Source organism: Rhodococcus sp. P14, from assembly GCF_000256505.1.
Taxonomy (GTDB): Bacteria; Actinomycetota; Actinomycetes; order Mycobacteriales; family Mycobacteriaceae; genus Rhodococcus; species Rhodococcus ruber.
On the sequence record NZ_AJFC01000179.1, the window covers coordinates 18,993 to 33,768 of the forward strand.

Genomic DNA, 14,776 nt, shown 5'->3' on the forward strand with positions numbered 1-14,776 from the left:
CCGTCCGGGTGGACCATCCCGGCCGCTACGCGAGCGGTTCGATGTCGGGCAGTCTCCATGTCTTGTCGAACCACGGTTCCAGCGGACCGTAGAGCCGGAATGCCACGAACCAGCTCTTGCCGGGCAGCGTCTGGATCCAGTTTCGGCTGTCCTCGGGCCGGTCGGGACCGAAGCGGATGTCGACCGAGCCGTCGTCGTTCGGGGCGAGGTCCTTGTCTTGACTGGAAATCGACGGCCAGTCCTGTCCGGTCTGCAGCATCGAGCGGGTCTGGGTGTCGTAAGCGATGACGGACCAGAAGTTGGCGACCGGAACATTCGCGGGCACGTGCAGCCGGTAGGTCCTGCCGCCGTCGAAGTGCGCGCCCTCGGAGTCGACGAAGGCAAAGGCGTACTGCGATGCGGCGCCGACCATCTCGACCTCGAGGGCCGGACTGATCGGTGCTCCCACAAAGTAGTACTGGGCGACGGAGTCCAGCAGGGCGGCGCCGTCCTCCTGGAAGCGGTAACCGCCGAGAAGCACGGTCCGCCAGGTGCTGTCCGGGTAGTAGTACGCCTCCGGCCGGCGGAACCGGTAACAGAGGGTACGGGCAGTGGCGTCGGCTACGGTGGCAGCTTCGGTGAGGACGGCCCGCATCCGCTCGTCGGGGTCGAACGGCTTACCGTGCCGAATGCCGATCGAGGCGAACATCCCCAGGGTGAGAGGATCGGACGACTCGGCTGGCTCGGACTGCACGGTCTCGTCGAGCAGCTCCCACGCCCGATACTCGGCGGGCGCAACGAAGACGATCGGTTCGGGTGAGATGTTCACGAAACGGAGCGGCGGCGGGTCGTCGGCCTCCGCCAGCGGATAGACCCGAGCCGTGGCCTTGATGGCCTCGACGCCCGGGTGAGGATCGCCGTGCTCGTCGAGGAAGCTGCGCCACAGCAGCCACAGGACGTAGGTGCGCGGCCGCACGACCAAGTAACCGCCGGGGACCTTGCGGTCGTAGCCGGGCGGCAGGAACAGGTACTTGCCGCCCTGGCCCCTGTCCGGCCCGGTCAGGCCGACGTCGACGACCCACCGCTGCCAGGCATCGTTGATCATGCCCAGCACGCTCGGAGGGCTTTCGAGAACAAGCGGGCCGTCGTGCAGGTCCATCAGCATGGTGCTGTACGAAGTGTTGTTGTTGCCGGTGAGGACCACGCTGCGCGGGTAGACCAGGTCTTCCCAGATCGCCATGGTCGAGTTGGCCGGACCCAGCGCCAGCATTGCCTTACGCACCGCTGCCACTTCGACCGGGGCCAGGGCCAGCAGGTACGCCTGTACCGCCCGCTGGAAATCCAGGTTGTCGAACACCGTCCGGGTCGTCTCGTCGTCCGGGACTCCGTCGAAGAACCGCAGCGTGCCCAACCGGGTGCGGACTTCGTCCGGCACCTCGATACCAGGCGGAATCGGGGTGCTGTTCGAATGCGAGGTCATGGAGTCCTCCTGTGTCGACAGCCCCTGCCGGGATCCTCGGCCCACGCGACCGCTTGCGCCACCCACTCAGTGTGGACCGTTACTGCCCCACGGTCTGCCGGATCGACGAGAACACGCGACGGGGCGCCGGCACGCCACCGGCAGTTCGGCCGGTTCGATTCGCTCGCCGCCGTGGTCGTCGCGGTCTACTTCTCGTCGGGACGACGCGAGCCGTGGGGCGAGACGAATTCGACAGGTACGTCGTCGACGACGTTCTCGGCGAACGAGAAGCTGCCGTCCTCGTAGTGGGTCGGTCTCGCCAAGCGCAGCAGCCACCCGCCGTCGTAGACGCCCATCACCCGCCAGTACTCCTCGGCCCACCAGACACCTTGACCGAGCCGCACTTCGCCGGGTTTCACGAAAACCTCCTGGCCGGACTCGAATTGCGCCGTCGACGGGTCGGTGTCGATGGCCGGAGCGGCGCGCGCGTCGCCGGCGCGAGGCTCTCGGGCAATCGTATTGTTCACGCACCGGGAGTGCAGGTGTCTGGCATAGTCGATCCCGGTCCGACGTCCGGGTGGTGGTGGGGTATGCCGTGGGTTTCGTGATTGGCCGATCCGTCCGAAGCGCTGTGTTCGCGATCGCGCTCGCACTGGTTGCGACCGTGTCCGGCACCGGCAGTGCCGGTGCCGAACCGCTGCTACCCGCTCCCGATCCGGACCCGTTCTACGCCGCGCCGCCCGATCTCCCGGCGCGCGCACCGGGCGATGTGCTGCGGGTCCGGCAGTTGCCGCCCTCGTACTACTTTCCGGGCAGCACGGTGTGGGAAGTGCTGTTCCGCACCACGGATTCGCAGGATCGACCCGTCGCGGCGAATACGACCTTCGTGCGGCCGGCGCATCACGTGCCGAACGGGCCGCTGCTGTCGTATCAGCACATCATCAACGCGCTCGGGCACAAGTGCAAGATCGTCTCCCAGCTCTACACCAGCCATCCGTTGCACCAGATCCGGGAGGCCGCCGGACTCAATCTTGCGCTGGCGCGCGGGTGGGCGGTGGCGCTGCCCGACCATCTGGGCCCACGGATGGCCTACGGCGCCGCCAAGCTCGGCGGCCGGGTCACGCTGGACGGAATCCGCGCCGTGCAACGCGTGCCGGAACTGCAGGTGGCGGAGAGCAAGGTCGCGCTGGGCGGCTATTCGGGGGGCGGGATGGCCACCTCGTGGGCCGCGGCGCTGGCCCCGGAATACGCCCCGGAGCTGAACATCGTGGGAGCCGCCGAGGGCGGTGTCCCGATGAACCTGGTGAAGATGGCCGAGAGCCTGGGCACCGCGCCGCATCCGGCGTTCGGCCTCGCGATGGCTGCCGCCCTCGGGCTCGAACGCGAGTATCCCGACCGCATCCACGTCACCCCGCAGCTCAACGCCCAGGGACACTGGCTCAAGCAGCTGATCGCCAACGGCTGCACCAACGAGATCATGTTCTGGGGAGTCGGTCGCAGCGCGGCCGAGATGACCGACAACCGCCGGTTCCTCGACGATCCGGCAGCGCGGACGGTGATGGAGGAGAACAGCCTCGAGCTGTATGCCGGCGTGCCGAAGGCGCCGATCTTCGAATGGCACAGTCCGACAGATGCGCTCATCCCGGTCGACTCCGTGATCGCCACGATGCGCCGCTACTGCGCGGCCGGGGTGCCGGTGCAGACTCTCCTGACCCCGACGCCCGACCATCTCTCCGCTGCCGCCCTGGGCCTGTTCCCGGCCCTGGACTGGGTCGACGCACGGTTCCGCGGCGAACCGGCGCCCAGCACCTGCTGACGCCTCCGCCGTTTGCGCAACTGCCCACGTCGGCGATTGCTGCGGATCTACACTCGGCGCATGGCTGCGCTGCGGGCGGTGGACGAGACGGTCGACTTCGCGAAGATCGACGATCAGGCCCCGTCGGTGGCCCGGTTGTTCGTCGACCGGGTCGCCGCGACGCCGGAGGCCGAGGCCTTCCGGTGCCCCCGGGGCAACGGCTGGGGAAGCACGACCTGGCGCCAGGTCGGCGACCGGGTCACCGCACTCGCCGCGGGCTTGATCGCGCTGGGAGTCGAACCCGAGGACCCGGTGGCGATCGCCTCGTCGACCCGGTACGAGTGGGTGCTCGCCGACTTCGCGATCATGTGCGCCGGCGCCGCGACCACCACCATCTATCCCACGACCAACGCGCCCGACGTCGCCTTCATCGTCGCCAACTCGGGCAGCGCCGTCGTGGTCGCGGAGGACTGGACCCAGGTCGACAAGCTCGTCGCCCACCGCGCCGATCTGCCCGAGGTGCGGACCGTGGTGGTCGTCGACGGCGAAGGCGACGGGGACTGGGTCGTCACCCTCGCCGACCTGGAGGACCGGGGCCGCGCACTGCTCGCCGAGTCGCCCTCCGTCGTCGCCGACCGGGTGGATGCGATCCGTCCCGAGCAGTTGGCGAGCATCATGTACACCTCCGGCACCACCGGCAAGCCGAAGGGCGTGCTGCTGCCGCACTCGGGGTGGACGTACACCGCCGCGGCCGTCGACGCGGTGAACATCCTCGGCCCCGACGACCTGAACTTCCTCTGGTTGCCGCTGTCGCACGCCTTCGGCAAGGTGATGCTGGCGTTGCCGCTGCAGATCGGCTTCACCACGGTGATCGACGGCCGCGTGGAGAAGATCGTCGAGAACCTCGCTGTCGTGCGCCCCACCTTCATGGGCGCCGCGCCGCGCATCTTCGAGAAGGCGCACGCGCGCATCGAGGCGATGGTCGCCGAGGAGGGCGGGGCGAAGAAGAAGATCTTCGACTGGGCCGTCGGCGTCGGGCTGCGTGTCTCGCAGGCCCGGCAGGAGGACCGCGCCCCGTCCGCCCTCGACCGGCTCCGGTACCGGATCGCCGACCGTCTGGTGTTCTCCACCGTCAAGGAACGTTTCGGCGGTCGCCTGCGGTTCTTCGTCTCGGCGGCGGCGCCGCTCGACCGTGCCGTCGCGCAGTGGTTCGATGCCGCCGGCATCATCATCCTCGAGGGGTACGGCCTGACCGAGACATCCGCCGCGTCGTTCATCAACCGCCCGTACGCGTACCGGCTCGGCACCGTGGGCTGGCCCTTCCCCGGTACGGAGGTGCAGATCGCCGAGGACGGCGAGGTACTCCTGCGCGGGCCGGGCGTCATGGACGGCTACCACGAGCGGCCCGAGGCCACCGCGGAGGCGCTCGAACCGGACGGCTGGTTCCACACCGGCGACATCGGGGAACTCGATTCCGAGGGTTTCCTGCGGATCACCGACCGCAAGAAGGACCTGTTCAAGACCAGTCAGGGCAAGTACGTCGCGCCGTCCGCGATCTCCGCCGCCTTCAAAGGCATCTGCCCGTACGCCGGCGAGATCGTCGTGTACGGCGAGAGCCGGCCCTACTGCGTCGCCCTCGTCGGCCTCGATGCCGAGGCGATCACCGAATGGGCGGGCAAGAACGGCATGGCCGGCAGGGAGTTCGGCGAGATCGCCCGGGACGAGCGGACCCACGCGCTGATCGGCGAGTGCATCGACCGGCTCAACGACCGGCTCAACCGCTGGGAGCAGATCAAGAGGTTCGCCGTCCTCGATCGGGAGCTGTCCATCGAGGCGGGAGATCTGACACCGAGCATGAAGCTGCGCCGCAAACTGGTGGTCGACAACTTCGCCGATCGGATCGAGCAGCTCTACGCCTGACGGGGCAGCATCCCCGGCGCCGGTTCGGAATCCGCCCACGTCACGGCGTGCGCGGGTTCCGAAGTGGCGGGCGGATCTCCCGGGCGCATCCCCACCTGGGATCCGGCGGGCGACGTCCGGCTGCCTCGACGGTCCGCTGTTCGAGTAGCCGGGCCTGCCGATCCGCGGGAGCCGCGTCCGGGTTCAGGCCTCCGGTCCGGCGTCGTCGTCCTCGCCCTCGGCCTGATCCGGCTGCGTCGGGGCGCTCGACTGCAACTGCTCGGGGTCGGCGTCCGGGTCCTGGGATGCGTCGTACTGCTGCGGGTTTCCGGTGTTCTCGGTCATGGGCGACGGATGCACCGGCCGGACCGGTCCTAAACCCGTTGCCGACCTGTTGCCGACCCGTCGTCGCTCCGGGCGGTGCCCGGCGGAGCCTGCTACCCGGAGCCTGTCCCGGCCGTCTCGTACGCCTCCGCCAGCAGCGCGACGACGCCGTCGTCGAGCTGGTCCGGGGTGGCGATGCTCAAGCGGTGGGTCGTCACCTTCGCGGTGGTCGGGAAGGCCTCCCGCAGCTGCGGGTGATGGACCCGCCGCGGCAGGTCCACGGCGATCTCGAGCCGCGACGAATAGACGAACGCCGCCGCGAAGATCCGACCGCGTCCCCATCGCACCTCGGCGGGACGGACCTGCTCCTCGACGTCGTCGCCGAGGCCCAGCACGAGCGTGCGGAGCCGGCAGAACATGTCGACGGCGGCGTCGTCCTTGTCGGCCAGGTAGTCGTCGATCGTCGCGTGCATCGCGGGCTCCTCGCCTGGGTGGCTCAACGGGACCGGCCGTAACGGTCGGCGAGCTTGTCTTCGGTGCTGCGCTCCACCGGAGCGGGTGCCGGCTCGGCCTCGGGTGCGGCCGCGGGCGCCGGTTCCTTCCGCTTGCGGCGCTCGCGCAGCTCCGCCCACACGAAGTACCCCAGGCCCAGCGGCGCCATGATCCCGAACGCCACCCACTGCAGCCCGTACGACAGGTAGGGGCCGGCGTCGAGCTGCGGCAGCGGGATCGTGCCCAGCCCCCCGGCCTGGTTCTCGGACAGCTGCAGGTATCCGCCCGTCAGCTCCAGCCCGGTGAACGCCGCGATCTGCGCGGGATCGATCGAGTAGGCCTGGGTGCGGCCGGCGTCGCGGAACGGGGTCCTGCCCTCGGCGGTTCCCTCGGACATCCGCAGGCGCGCATCGACGGTCACCGTGCCGGTGGGCGGCGGGGCGAACGCGGGGATCTCCGTACCCCGTTCCGGACGCACGTATCCGCGGTTCACCAGGACGGTGCGGCCGTCGGCGAGCCGAAACGGTGTGAGCACCTCGTAAGCGGGGGAGGACTCGACGCTGCGCAACCGCACCAGCAGATCCGAGTCCGGGAGGTAGGAGCCGGTCGCGACGACGCGCCGCCACTCGTCCTCCGGAGCCGGCGCGGGGCCGGAGAGGAGCTCCTCGACCGGCACGGGGTCCGTGGCCAGCGAGGCGGTGATCCGGTCGTTGCGCTCCTCGGTGGTGGTGTTCTTGCCGAGCTGCCACGGCGCGAGCACGGTGAAGCACGCGTAGGCGAAGCCGCCCACCACCAGGGCCAGCACCAGCCAGCTCGGGCGGAGCAGGAACGTCAGTCGTCGCACGTAACCACGGTAGCCGGTGACGCGGGCCTCAGTGCCGTCGCACCCAGTCGAGCAGACCCGGGATCGCCGCCTCGATCTGCCGCCGGACCAGTTCGAACTCGTGCCGGTCACCGTAGTACGGATCCGGAACAGACTCGCCTTCCGCGTCCGGGTCGAAGCTGCGCAGCAGCGCCCGGCGCTCGGCGGGCACCCCGAGCTGCGCGAGCATCCGGTCGTGACCGGCGTCCAGGGCGACCACCAGATCGGCGGCGAGCTGCTCGTCCGTCACGCGCCGGGCACAGTGCCCGATCGGGTAGCCGTGCCGCCGCAACAGATCCGTGGTGCGGGGATCCGCGTCCTCGCCGGCATGCCAGTCGCCGGTGCCGGCGCTGGTGACCCGCACCCGCTCGGCGAGACCGGCCCGGCGGAGATGCTCGGCGAAGATCTTCTCCGCCATCGGCGAGCGGCAGATGTTGCCGGTGCACACGAACGTCACGTGCAGGCGCTCAGCGGCCACCGGTCAGCACCCTCGTCAGTTCGCCGACGCTGGACGCGGACCGGTGCGCGTCGGCCGCCTCGTCGGCTGCGCCGTACCCCCACTCGACGAACACCGTCGGGATGCCCCATCGCGCCGCGCCCGTCACGTCGTGCTCGCGGTCACCGACCATGACCACACCTCCGGTGCCGCCGTCCGCGGCGGCGACCGGGTCCACCCCGAGCGAGACGAGACTGTGCGCGATCACGTCCGCCTTCGCCCGCCGGGTCCCGTCGTCGCTCGCGCCGCCGATGAAGTCGAAGTGGCCGGCCAGCTCGAAATGCTCGAGGATGCGTACCGCGAAGTTCTGGTTCTTCGACGTCGCGACGGCGAGCCGGCTGCCGGCGTCGCGCACTCGCTCGAGCATCGTCGCCACCCCGTCGAAGACGGAGTTCTCCGCCCAGCCACGCTCGTCGTAGCGCTCGATGTACGCGGTGAGGGCCCGTTGCACCCGCTGCTCGTCGAGGCCGAGTCCGCGCAGGGTGTCGATCATCGGTGGACCGAGGATGCGTTGCGGCTCGTCGTGCGCCGGTTCCGGAACGCCCACCGTGGCGAGTGCATGCCGGAACCCGTCGATCACGCCCGCCGCCGAGTCCGTGAGGGTGCCGTCGAGGTCGAACAGCACCACGGGTGCCGGCAACAGCAGCGGAGGCAGATCGGCGAGAGTCGTCACGCCCTCATTCTCCCGGCTGCCGGCGAAGCCCGCCGCGTAGGGTCGGGGACAGTTGCCGGGACGACGGAGGAGGAGCGGTGACGGCGGTGACGCTGCGCGAGGTGATCGACGTGCTGGAGACGGCCTACCCGCCGTCGCTGGCAGAGTCGTGGGACTCGGTCGGACTGGTCGCCGGCGATCCCGACGAACCTGTGAACAGGGTGCTGCTCGCGGTCGACGCCACCGCGGCCGTGGTCGACGAAGCCCTCGACTGGGGCGCACAACTGCTCCTCGTGCACCACCCGCTGCTGCTGCGCGGTGTCGACACCGTCGGCGCGCACACCCCGAAGGGCGCCCTGATCCACCGGCTCATCCGGGGCGGCTGCGCGCTGTTCACCGCCCACACCAACGCCGACCGCGCCGATCCGGGCGTGTCCGACGCGCTGGCACAGGCGCTCGGCCTGACCGGACTGAGGCCGATCGAGCCCAAGCCCGAACCGGCCGTCGACAAGTGGGTGGTCCTCGTGCCCGCCGACTCGGCCGAACAGGTGCGCGCCGCCCTGTTCGACGCCGGCGCGGGCCGGCTCGGCAACTACCGCGAATGCTGCTGGACGACCTCCGGGACCGGACAGTTCCGTCCCGAGGCCGGCGCGGATCCGGCGATCGGCACCGTCGGCGAACTCGAGCGCGTCGCCGAGGACCGCGTCGAGGTCGTCGCCCCGCGATCCGTGCGCGGCCGGGTGCTTGCCGCTCTGCGCGCGGCGCACCCCTACGAGGAACCCGCGTTCGACGTGCTCGAACTGGCCGAGCTGCCCGGCTCGCGGGGACTGGGCCGCGTCGGCGACCTCCCGGTGCCGCAGACGCTGCGCGAGTTCACCGAACGCGTCGCCGCGGCACTGCCGGCCACGGAGTGGGGGGTGCGCGGTGCCGGCGACCCCGACCGGATCGTCCGCACCGTTGCGGTGTGCGGCGGCTCCGGCGACTCCTTTCTCGGCACCGTCGCACGGCTCGGCGTCGATGCGTACGTCACCGCGGATCTGCGGCACCATCCGGCCGACGAGCACCTGCGCGCCGGCGGACCCGCGCTCGTCGACGTCGCGCACTGGGCCAGCGAGTACCCGTGGTGTGCGCAGGCGAAAGGAGTGCTCGACGCCGCGTTCGCCGATCGCGACGGGTGGGCGGCCCGCGTCAGCGAGCTACGCACCGATCCCTGGACCACCGCCGCCCGGTAGGTCCGGGTTCCTCGTGACCGGCCGCGCGGTACGGTAGGCAGCTATCACCCCCAGATCTCGCCGCCGAAAGCAGGAACCCGCCGAGTGAACGTCGAACCCGCCGTGCAGTCCAAGCTCCTGGCCCTCGCCGCTGTGGACACCGAGGTGACCCGCCTGGCGCACCGGCGCCGCACCCTGCCCGAACAGCAGGAGGTCGAACGGCTCGAGGCGGAACGCACCGCGCGGCGGGACGCCGCCGTCGCCGTCGAGATCATCCTCGACGACCTCGACCGCGACATCCGCAAGCTCGAAGGGGAGGTCGAGGCGGTCCGCCAACGGGAGGAGCGCGACCGCAAGCTCCTCGCCGGCGGCAGCGTGGCCGCCAAGCAGCTGTCCGAACTCCAGCACGAGCTGACCAGTCTCGAACGGCGGCAGGCGCTGCTCGAGGACGAGCTGCTCGAGGTCATGGAACGCCGGGAGGCGTCCAAGGCCGACCACGACCACGCCGGCGCGCGGCTGTCGAGCGTCGACGCCGAACTCGCGGACGCCGTCCGCCTGCGCGACGAAGCGCTCGCCGACATCGAGGTCGCCGAGCAGCGGTGCCTGAGCGACCGCGCGGCACTCGTGGAGGCCTTTCCCGCCGAGCTCGTCGACCAGTACGAGGCGCAGCGGTCGAAGACCGGCACCGGCGCGGCCCTGCTGCAGGCGCGACGGTGCGGCGCGTGCCGCCTCGAACTCGACCGCGGCGAGATCTCTCGCATCGCCGCCGCCCCGCCCGAGGCGCTCGTGCGCTGCCCCGAATGCAACGCGATCCTGGTACGTACCAAGGAATCCGGGATTTGAGCCGGGTCGTTGTCGAGGCCGACGGCGGTTCGCGCGGCAATCCCGGACCGGCCGGCTACGGTGCGGTGGTCTTCGATGCCGACCGCGAGGCCGTGCTGGCCGAACGCAGCGCGAGCATCGGCCGCGCCACCAACAACGTGGCCGAATACCAAGGCCTGATCGCCGGATTGACCGCCGCCGCCGAACTCGGGGCCGACGAGGTCGACGTCCGGATGGATTCCAAGCTCGTCGTCGAGCAGATGTCGGGCCGATGGAAGATCAAGCACCCGGACATGATTCCGCTCGCCGCGCGTGCCCGCGAATTGGCCGGAGGATTCTCGCGGGTCGAGTTCACCTGGGTGCCGCGCGCGGAGAACGCCTACGCCGACCGGCTCGCCAACGAGGCGATGGACGGTGCTGCCTCGGCCACCACAGGTTCCGAACCGCCGTCGTCCGCATCGGCGCCGCCGGCGAAATCGCCCGGCTGGACCGGTGCCGTCGGGACACCCACGCGGATGCTGCTGCTGCGGCACGGGCAGACCCCGCTGTCGGTGGAGCGCCGCTACTCCGGGCGCGGTAATCCGCCGCTGACCGAGCTGGGCCGCGCGCAGGCGCGCGCGGCTGCCCGTCGGATCGGCGAGCGTGGCAATGTCGCCGCGGTGGTCTCGTCGCCGCTCGGACGGGCGCGAGAGACCGCCGAGGCCGCCGCGGCGGTGCTCGGTCTGCCCGTGACGGTGCACGACGGGCTCCTCGAGACCGACTTCGGCAAGTGGGAGGGACTGACCTTCCGCGAGGCGGCACAGCGTGACCCCGATCTGCACCGTCGCTGGCTGGGCGACACCTCGGTGCGCCCGCCGGGTGGGGAGAGCTTCGACGAGGTCCGCGGCCGTCTCGCTGCTGTCCGGGACGATCTGGTCGCGGAGTACGGCGGGGCGAACCTGCTCGTCGTCTCCCACGTCACGCCGATCAAGACCCTGCTGCAGATGGCGCTCGATGCCGGGCCGTCGCTGCTGTATCGCCTGCACCTGGACCTCGCGTCGCTGAGCATCGCCGAGTTCTATCCCGACGGCGGCGCGGCCGTGCGCCTGGTCAACGACACCTCGCACCTGTAGGCGCCCGCGGCATCGGTGTGTCCTTTGGGCTGCGGTAGCCGCCCAAAGGACACACCGGCGGCGGCGTCCCGGTTCGGTGACCGACACGTGGGGTATGCCACAGCGAGAGTGGTTACACCGACGGTGATCACACCGACGGTGATCACACCGACGGTGATCACACCGACGGTGGCCAGAGCAGCAGTCCGGGCAGCATTCGGAGGTGCCGACAATGACCGAACCGCACGACGAACCGAATCTCGACGACGTCATCACTCCGACGGAACACGTCACCCGCGATCGCCGTGAGCACGGCAAAGCGCCGGAACGCCTCGACGACGACTATCTCGAATATCGCACCGAACAGGAACGCATCGCCGCCGGTCTCGACGACTACGACCCCGATCGCGTACCTCCGGCGACGGACTGACCCCGTCCGCGGGCGCCCGACCCCGCACGCGGCGTTCCGTCGTTCACACCTGCAGTTTCCGCAGCGTGCGCAGGTTGCGCGTCGTGGTCACCGCCTTGTAGCGCGGCTTGCCGAGGCTCCGGCCGAAGGCGCTCCGGACCGTCTGCCCGCGCTCGACGTCCCAGTACAGGACGCCGTCGCCCCGGGCGACGCGCTCGACCGCCGGATCGAGACCCGCCGCCGTCGCCGCGAGTTCGTCCAGAACCGCGGGATCGGCGACGAAGATCGCGTATGCGTGCCGGCCGTCGCGCTCCTGGAACGGGTAGGCGTCGACGATCGCCGCGACGGCGGCCTGATCGTGGACGAACACGAACGCCTCGTAACCGAATCGAGCGCGCAGCGCCGCCTCGATCCGTGCCTTCGATTCGGCGGTGTCGGCCGGGCCGGCGTCGAACAGCACGTTGCCCGACGCGAGCACGGTGCGGACGTTCCCGAAACCGAGTCCGGAGAACACGTCCTTCAGATCCGCCATCGCGATGGTGATGCCGCCGACGTTGATGCCGCGCAGCAGAGCCACATATCTCGCCATGGCGGTACCGTAGTTCGCATTTGCGACACGTGAGGCAGTACGCTGATCGACGCGGACGAGTTGGCCGGGCGACCGCGGCACAGGGAACCGGCACCGTGGCGGTGCCAGGCCCTGGATCGAGGAAAGTCCGGACTCCACAGAGCAGGGCGGTTGCTAACGGCAACCCGAGGTGACTCGCGGGACAGTGCCACAGAAATCAGACCGCCCACCCTTCGGGGTGGGTAAGGGTGAAACGGTGCGGTAAGAGCGCACCAGCACCCCGGGTGACCGGGGTGGCTCGGTAAACCCCGCCCGGAGCAAGGTTGAAGGCCGCACCGACCCGTCGGTGCGGCTGCGCAGGTGTCCGAGGGCTGCTCGCCCGAGCCTGCGGGTGAACCGCTCGAGGTACCCGGCGACGGTGTGCCCAGATGGATGGTCGCCACCCCGCCTCGGCGGGGTACAGGATCCGGCTTACAGGCCGGCTCGTCCGCCCACCCGGCTCAGATCGGGGCGACGACCAGCAGGTGCGCCCAGTAGGAGGCGGCCTCGTGTCCCAGGTAGGGGAGCAGGAAGTCGTAGAGCAGGTACGACATGCGATTCCTTTCGCGTCGTCGAGCGGGGACCAGGGGCCGACCGTACCAGCCGCGCCGTCGCACGCGGGTTACCCCGACACTCGGCGCCGCGTGGGGCAGACTGGGAGTCATGAGCGACGAGGGCTGGTACTACGACGTACACACCGGAAAGGTCAGCCAGGGGAAGGATCCGAGCGCGCTGAACCGCATGGGGCCGTACCCGGACCGCGCCACCGCCGAACGGGCACTCGAGATCGCGGCCGAGCGCAACAAGGCAGCGGACGAGGCCGACGAGGAATGGAACCGCTGAGCGGTTCCCCGGCACGGTGACGCACACCCGCATCGTCGTCGCGCCCGCGATCGACTTCGGTGCCGTCCGCGCCGAATTCGCGCTCGACGACGACTACCCCCTGCCCGCCGTCGCCGAGGCCGACGCCGCAGCCGACCGCTGGTCCGCCGCGCGGGTGGACCGCACGGATCTGCCCCTGGTGACCATCGACCCACCGGGATCGATGGATCTCGACCAGGCCCTGCACCTCGAGCGGACCGTCGACGGATTCGTGCTGCACTACGCGATCGCCGACGTCGCGGCCTTCGTCGCCCCCGGCGGCGCGCTCGACCGCGAGAGCAGGCGCCGCGGTCAGACCTACTACCTGCCCGACGGGTCGGTCCCGCTGCATCCGCGGTCGTTGTCCGAGGACGCGGCCAGTCTGCTGCCCGGCCGCGTGCGCCCGGCGGCGCTGTGGCGCATCGTTCTCGACGAGGCCGCCGAGCCTGTGGACGTGACGGTGCGGCGCGCACTGGTCCGATCCGTCGCACGGTTCGACTACGCCGGGGTGCAGGCCGGTGTCGACGCCGGTGTCGTGCACCCGTCGATCGCGGCGCTGCCCGAGTTCGGCCGGCTCCGCGAAGCGGCGGCCCGGGCCCGGGGCGCGATCGAACTGCGGCTGCCCGAACAGGACGTGATCGCCGACGGGAACGGCTGGCGGTTGACCACCCAGCCGCGCACGGAAGTCGACGACTGGAACTCCCATGTCTCGCTGCTGACCGGAATGTGCGCGGCGCAGATGATGCTCGACGCGCGGATCGGGTTGCTGCGAACCCTGCCGGCGGCCGCTCCCGAAGCCGTGACGCAACTGCGGCGCACCGCCTCCGCCCTGGGCGTACCCTGGCCGGCCGATGTGCCGGTGGGCAGTTTCCTGGCCGGCCTCGACATGACCGTGCCCGGCACGCTGGTGCTGATGAGCGAGGCCCCCGCGCTGCTGCGCGGCGCGTCGTACGTCGCGTTCGACGGCGAGGTGCCGGAGCAGCCGGGGCACGGGGCGATCGGAGCGCCGTACGCACACGTCACGGCGCCGCTGCGGCGGTTGGCCGACCGGTTCGCGACGGAGGTGTGCCTGGCGGTCTGTGCCGGCACCGACGTGCCGGCATCCGTGCGCGCGGCGCTCCCGGAGCTTCGCGAGACCATGACCGGTTCCGATGCGCTCGCCGGGAAGGTGACCCGCGCGTGCATCGAACTCACCGAGGCGACGGTCCTCGCCCCGCACGTGGGGGAGACGTTCGATGCGACGGTCCTGCGCGCGACGAACGGCCGCCGGGACGCCGAGGTGTTCGTGCCCGACGCCACCGTGATCGCCCCGTGCACCGGGGAACCGAAGGAAGGCAGCCGAATCCGGATCCGGCTCACACACGCCGACCCGCAGACGCGGAAGGTGCGGTTTGCGTACCCGGCGTGACGGCGCTGCCGGCCGCGAGCGGCGGCCGCGGGGCCTGTTCGCCGGCATCGCCGCCGCGGTGGCGCTCGTGGTCCTCGCCGCGGTGCTGGTGCTCGGCGCGGTACCGAGCCGATACCTGCCCTGGGACACCGCCGATTTCCCGGACGTGGACACCTCGTCGCTGACGCAGCCGCAGGCGCGGATCGTGGGGTTGCTCGCGGACGAACACCGCACGCAGCGACCCGGGACCTTCTATTCCGAGGGCGCCGAGGAGCCGTGGTGCGCGAACTTCGTCAGCTGGATCATGCGGGAAGCGGGCCGCCCGCTGGTCAATCCGCATTCCGGGCACTGGCGGATCCCCGGCGTGTACACCCTGCAGGAGTACTACGACTCGGCCGGCCGATTCGAACCGGCCGGCGGCGGGTACCCG

Annotated in this window: 17 protein-coding genes and 1 other RNA gene; 10 read left to right on the forward strand and 8 right to left on the reverse strand. The window is 70.7% G+C overall.

Features of this window, described 5'->3' with window-relative positions; translation table 11 throughout:
* Positions 1-25: 25 nt before the first annotated feature.
* The gene (locus OEY_RS0112980; protein ID WP_010594293.1) at positions 26-1,459 is read right to left on the reverse strand and encodes a DUF1254 domain-containing protein; all 1,434 of its coding nucleotides are present in this window, start codon (positions 1,457-1,459) and stop codon (positions 26-28) included.
* Between the two features lie 185 nt (positions 1,460-1,644).
* Positions 1,645-1,857: a hypothetical protein gene (locus OEY_RS0112985; RefSeq protein ID WP_225222859.1), complete on the reverse strand. Its 213-nt coding sequence runs from the start codon at positions 1,855-1,857 to the stop codon at positions 1,645-1,647.
* A 176-nt stretch (positions 1,858-2,033) separates the two neighbouring features.
* Here OEY_RS0112985 and OEY_RS0112990 point away from each other — a divergent pair, with 176 nt between their 5' ends.
* Positions 2,034-3,254, forward strand: a complete 1,221-nt coding sequence (locus OEY_RS0112990; protein WP_371851030.1) for a lipase family protein — start codon at positions 2,034-2,036, stop codon at positions 3,252-3,254.
* A 60-nt stretch (positions 3,255-3,314) separates the two neighbouring features.
* Positions 3,315-5,153, forward strand: a complete 1,839-nt coding sequence (locus tag OEY_RS0112995; protein WP_010594296.1) for an AMP-dependent synthetase/ligase — start codon at positions 3,315-3,317, stop codon at positions 5,151-5,153.
* Positions 5,154-5,336: 183 nt separating this feature from the next.
* Here OEY_RS0112995 and OEY_RS30830 read toward each other — a convergent pair whose 3' ends face one another.
* The 5 genes from OEY_RS30830 to OEY_RS0113020 form a co-directional block, all read right to left on the reverse strand.
* The gene (locus OEY_RS30830) at positions 5,337-5,477 is read right to left on the reverse strand and encodes a hypothetical protein (protein ID WP_017680347.1); all 141 of its coding nucleotides are present in this window, start codon (positions 5,475-5,477) and stop codon (positions 5,337-5,339) included.
* 92 nt (positions 5,478-5,569) lie between these two features.
* The gene (locus OEY_RS0113005; protein WP_010594297.1) at positions 5,570-5,929 is read right to left on the reverse strand and encodes a DUF5655 domain-containing protein; all 360 of its coding nucleotides are present in this window, start codon (positions 5,927-5,929) and stop codon (positions 5,570-5,572) included.
* 23 nt (positions 5,930-5,952) lie between these two features.
* A complete protein-coding gene (locus OEY_RS0113010) occupies positions 5,953-6,792 on the reverse strand; it encodes an SURF1 family cytochrome oxidase biogenesis protein (RefSeq protein ID WP_010594298.1) in 840 nt (279 codons plus the stop codon).
* A gap of 28 nt (positions 6,793-6,820) precedes the next feature.
* On the reverse strand, positions 6,821-7,288 hold the full coding sequence (locus OEY_RS0113015) for a low molecular weight protein-tyrosine-phosphatase (RefSeq protein WP_003937085.1): 468 nt from the start codon (positions 7,286-7,288) through the stop codon (positions 6,821-6,823).
* On the reverse strand, positions 7,278-7,979 hold the full coding sequence (locus tag OEY_RS0113020) for an HAD hydrolase-like protein (RefSeq protein ID WP_010594299.1): 702 nt from the start codon (positions 7,977-7,979) through the stop codon (positions 7,278-7,280). The genes OEY_RS0113015 and OEY_RS0113020 overlap by 11 nt, the downstream gene beginning before the upstream one ends.
* 77 nt (positions 7,980-8,056) lie before the next feature.
* Here OEY_RS0113020 and OEY_RS0113025 point away from each other — a divergent pair, with 77 nt between their 5' ends.
* The 4 genes from OEY_RS0113025 (at position 8,057) to OEY_RS0113040 (ending at position 11,512) form a co-directional block, all read left to right on the forward strand.
* On the forward strand, positions 8,057-9,190 hold the full coding sequence (locus tag OEY_RS0113025; protein WP_010594300.1) for a Nif3-like dinuclear metal center hexameric protein: 1,134 nt from the start codon (positions 8,057-8,059) through the stop codon (positions 9,188-9,190).
* 84 nt (positions 9,191-9,274) lie between these two features.
* Positions 9,275-10,012: a zinc ribbon domain-containing protein gene (locus OEY_RS0113030; RefSeq protein WP_010594301.1), complete on the forward strand. Its 738-nt coding sequence runs from the start codon at positions 9,275-9,277 to the stop codon at positions 10,010-10,012.
* Complete coding sequence (locus OEY_RS0113035; RefSeq protein WP_172603557.1) at positions 9,970-11,103, forward strand: bifunctional RNase H/acid phosphatase; 1,134 nt, start codon at positions 9,970-9,972, stop codon at positions 11,101-11,103. Before OEY_RS0113030 ends, OEY_RS0113035 begins: the two co-directional genes overlap by 43 nt.
* Positions 11,104-11,314: 211 nt before the next feature.
* Positions 11,315-11,512, forward strand: coding sequence for a hypothetical protein (locus OEY_RS0113040; protein ID WP_010594303.1), 198 nt, complete (start codon positions 11,315-11,317; stop codon positions 11,510-11,512).
* A gap of 43 nt (positions 11,513-11,555) precedes the next feature.
* Here OEY_RS0113040 and OEY_RS0113045 read toward each other — a convergent pair whose 3' ends face one another.
* The gene (locus OEY_RS0113045) at positions 11,556-12,080 is read right to left on the reverse strand and encodes a DUF1697 domain-containing protein (protein ID WP_026137661.1); all 525 of its coding nucleotides are present in this window, start codon (positions 12,078-12,080) and stop codon (positions 11,556-11,558) included.
* 56 nt (positions 12,081-12,136) lie between these two features.
* Between OEY_RS0113045 and rnpB the strand changes: the two genes are divergently transcribed.
* The 4 genes from rnpB to OEY_RS0113065 form a co-directional block, all read left to right on the forward strand.
* Positions 12,137-12,549, forward strand: an RNA gene (gene rnpB, locus OEY_RS29445) — RNase P RNA component class A.
* A 212-nt stretch (positions 12,550-12,761) separates the two neighbouring features.
* Positions 12,762-12,941, forward strand: a complete 180-nt coding sequence (locus OEY_RS0113055) for a hypothetical protein (protein WP_006947711.1) — start codon at positions 12,762-12,764, stop codon at positions 12,939-12,941.
* Between the two features lie 16 nt (positions 12,942-12,957).
* Positions 12,958-14,367, forward strand: coding sequence for an RNB domain-containing ribonuclease (locus OEY_RS0113060; protein ID WP_010594305.1), 1,410 nt, complete (start codon positions 12,958-12,960; stop codon positions 14,365-14,367).
* A partial coding sequence (locus OEY_RS0113065) for a hypothetical protein (RefSeq protein ID WP_010594306.1) occupies positions 14,351-14,776 on the forward strand: 426 nt, incomplete at its 3' end. The genes OEY_RS0113060 and OEY_RS0113065, both read left to right, overlap by 17 nt.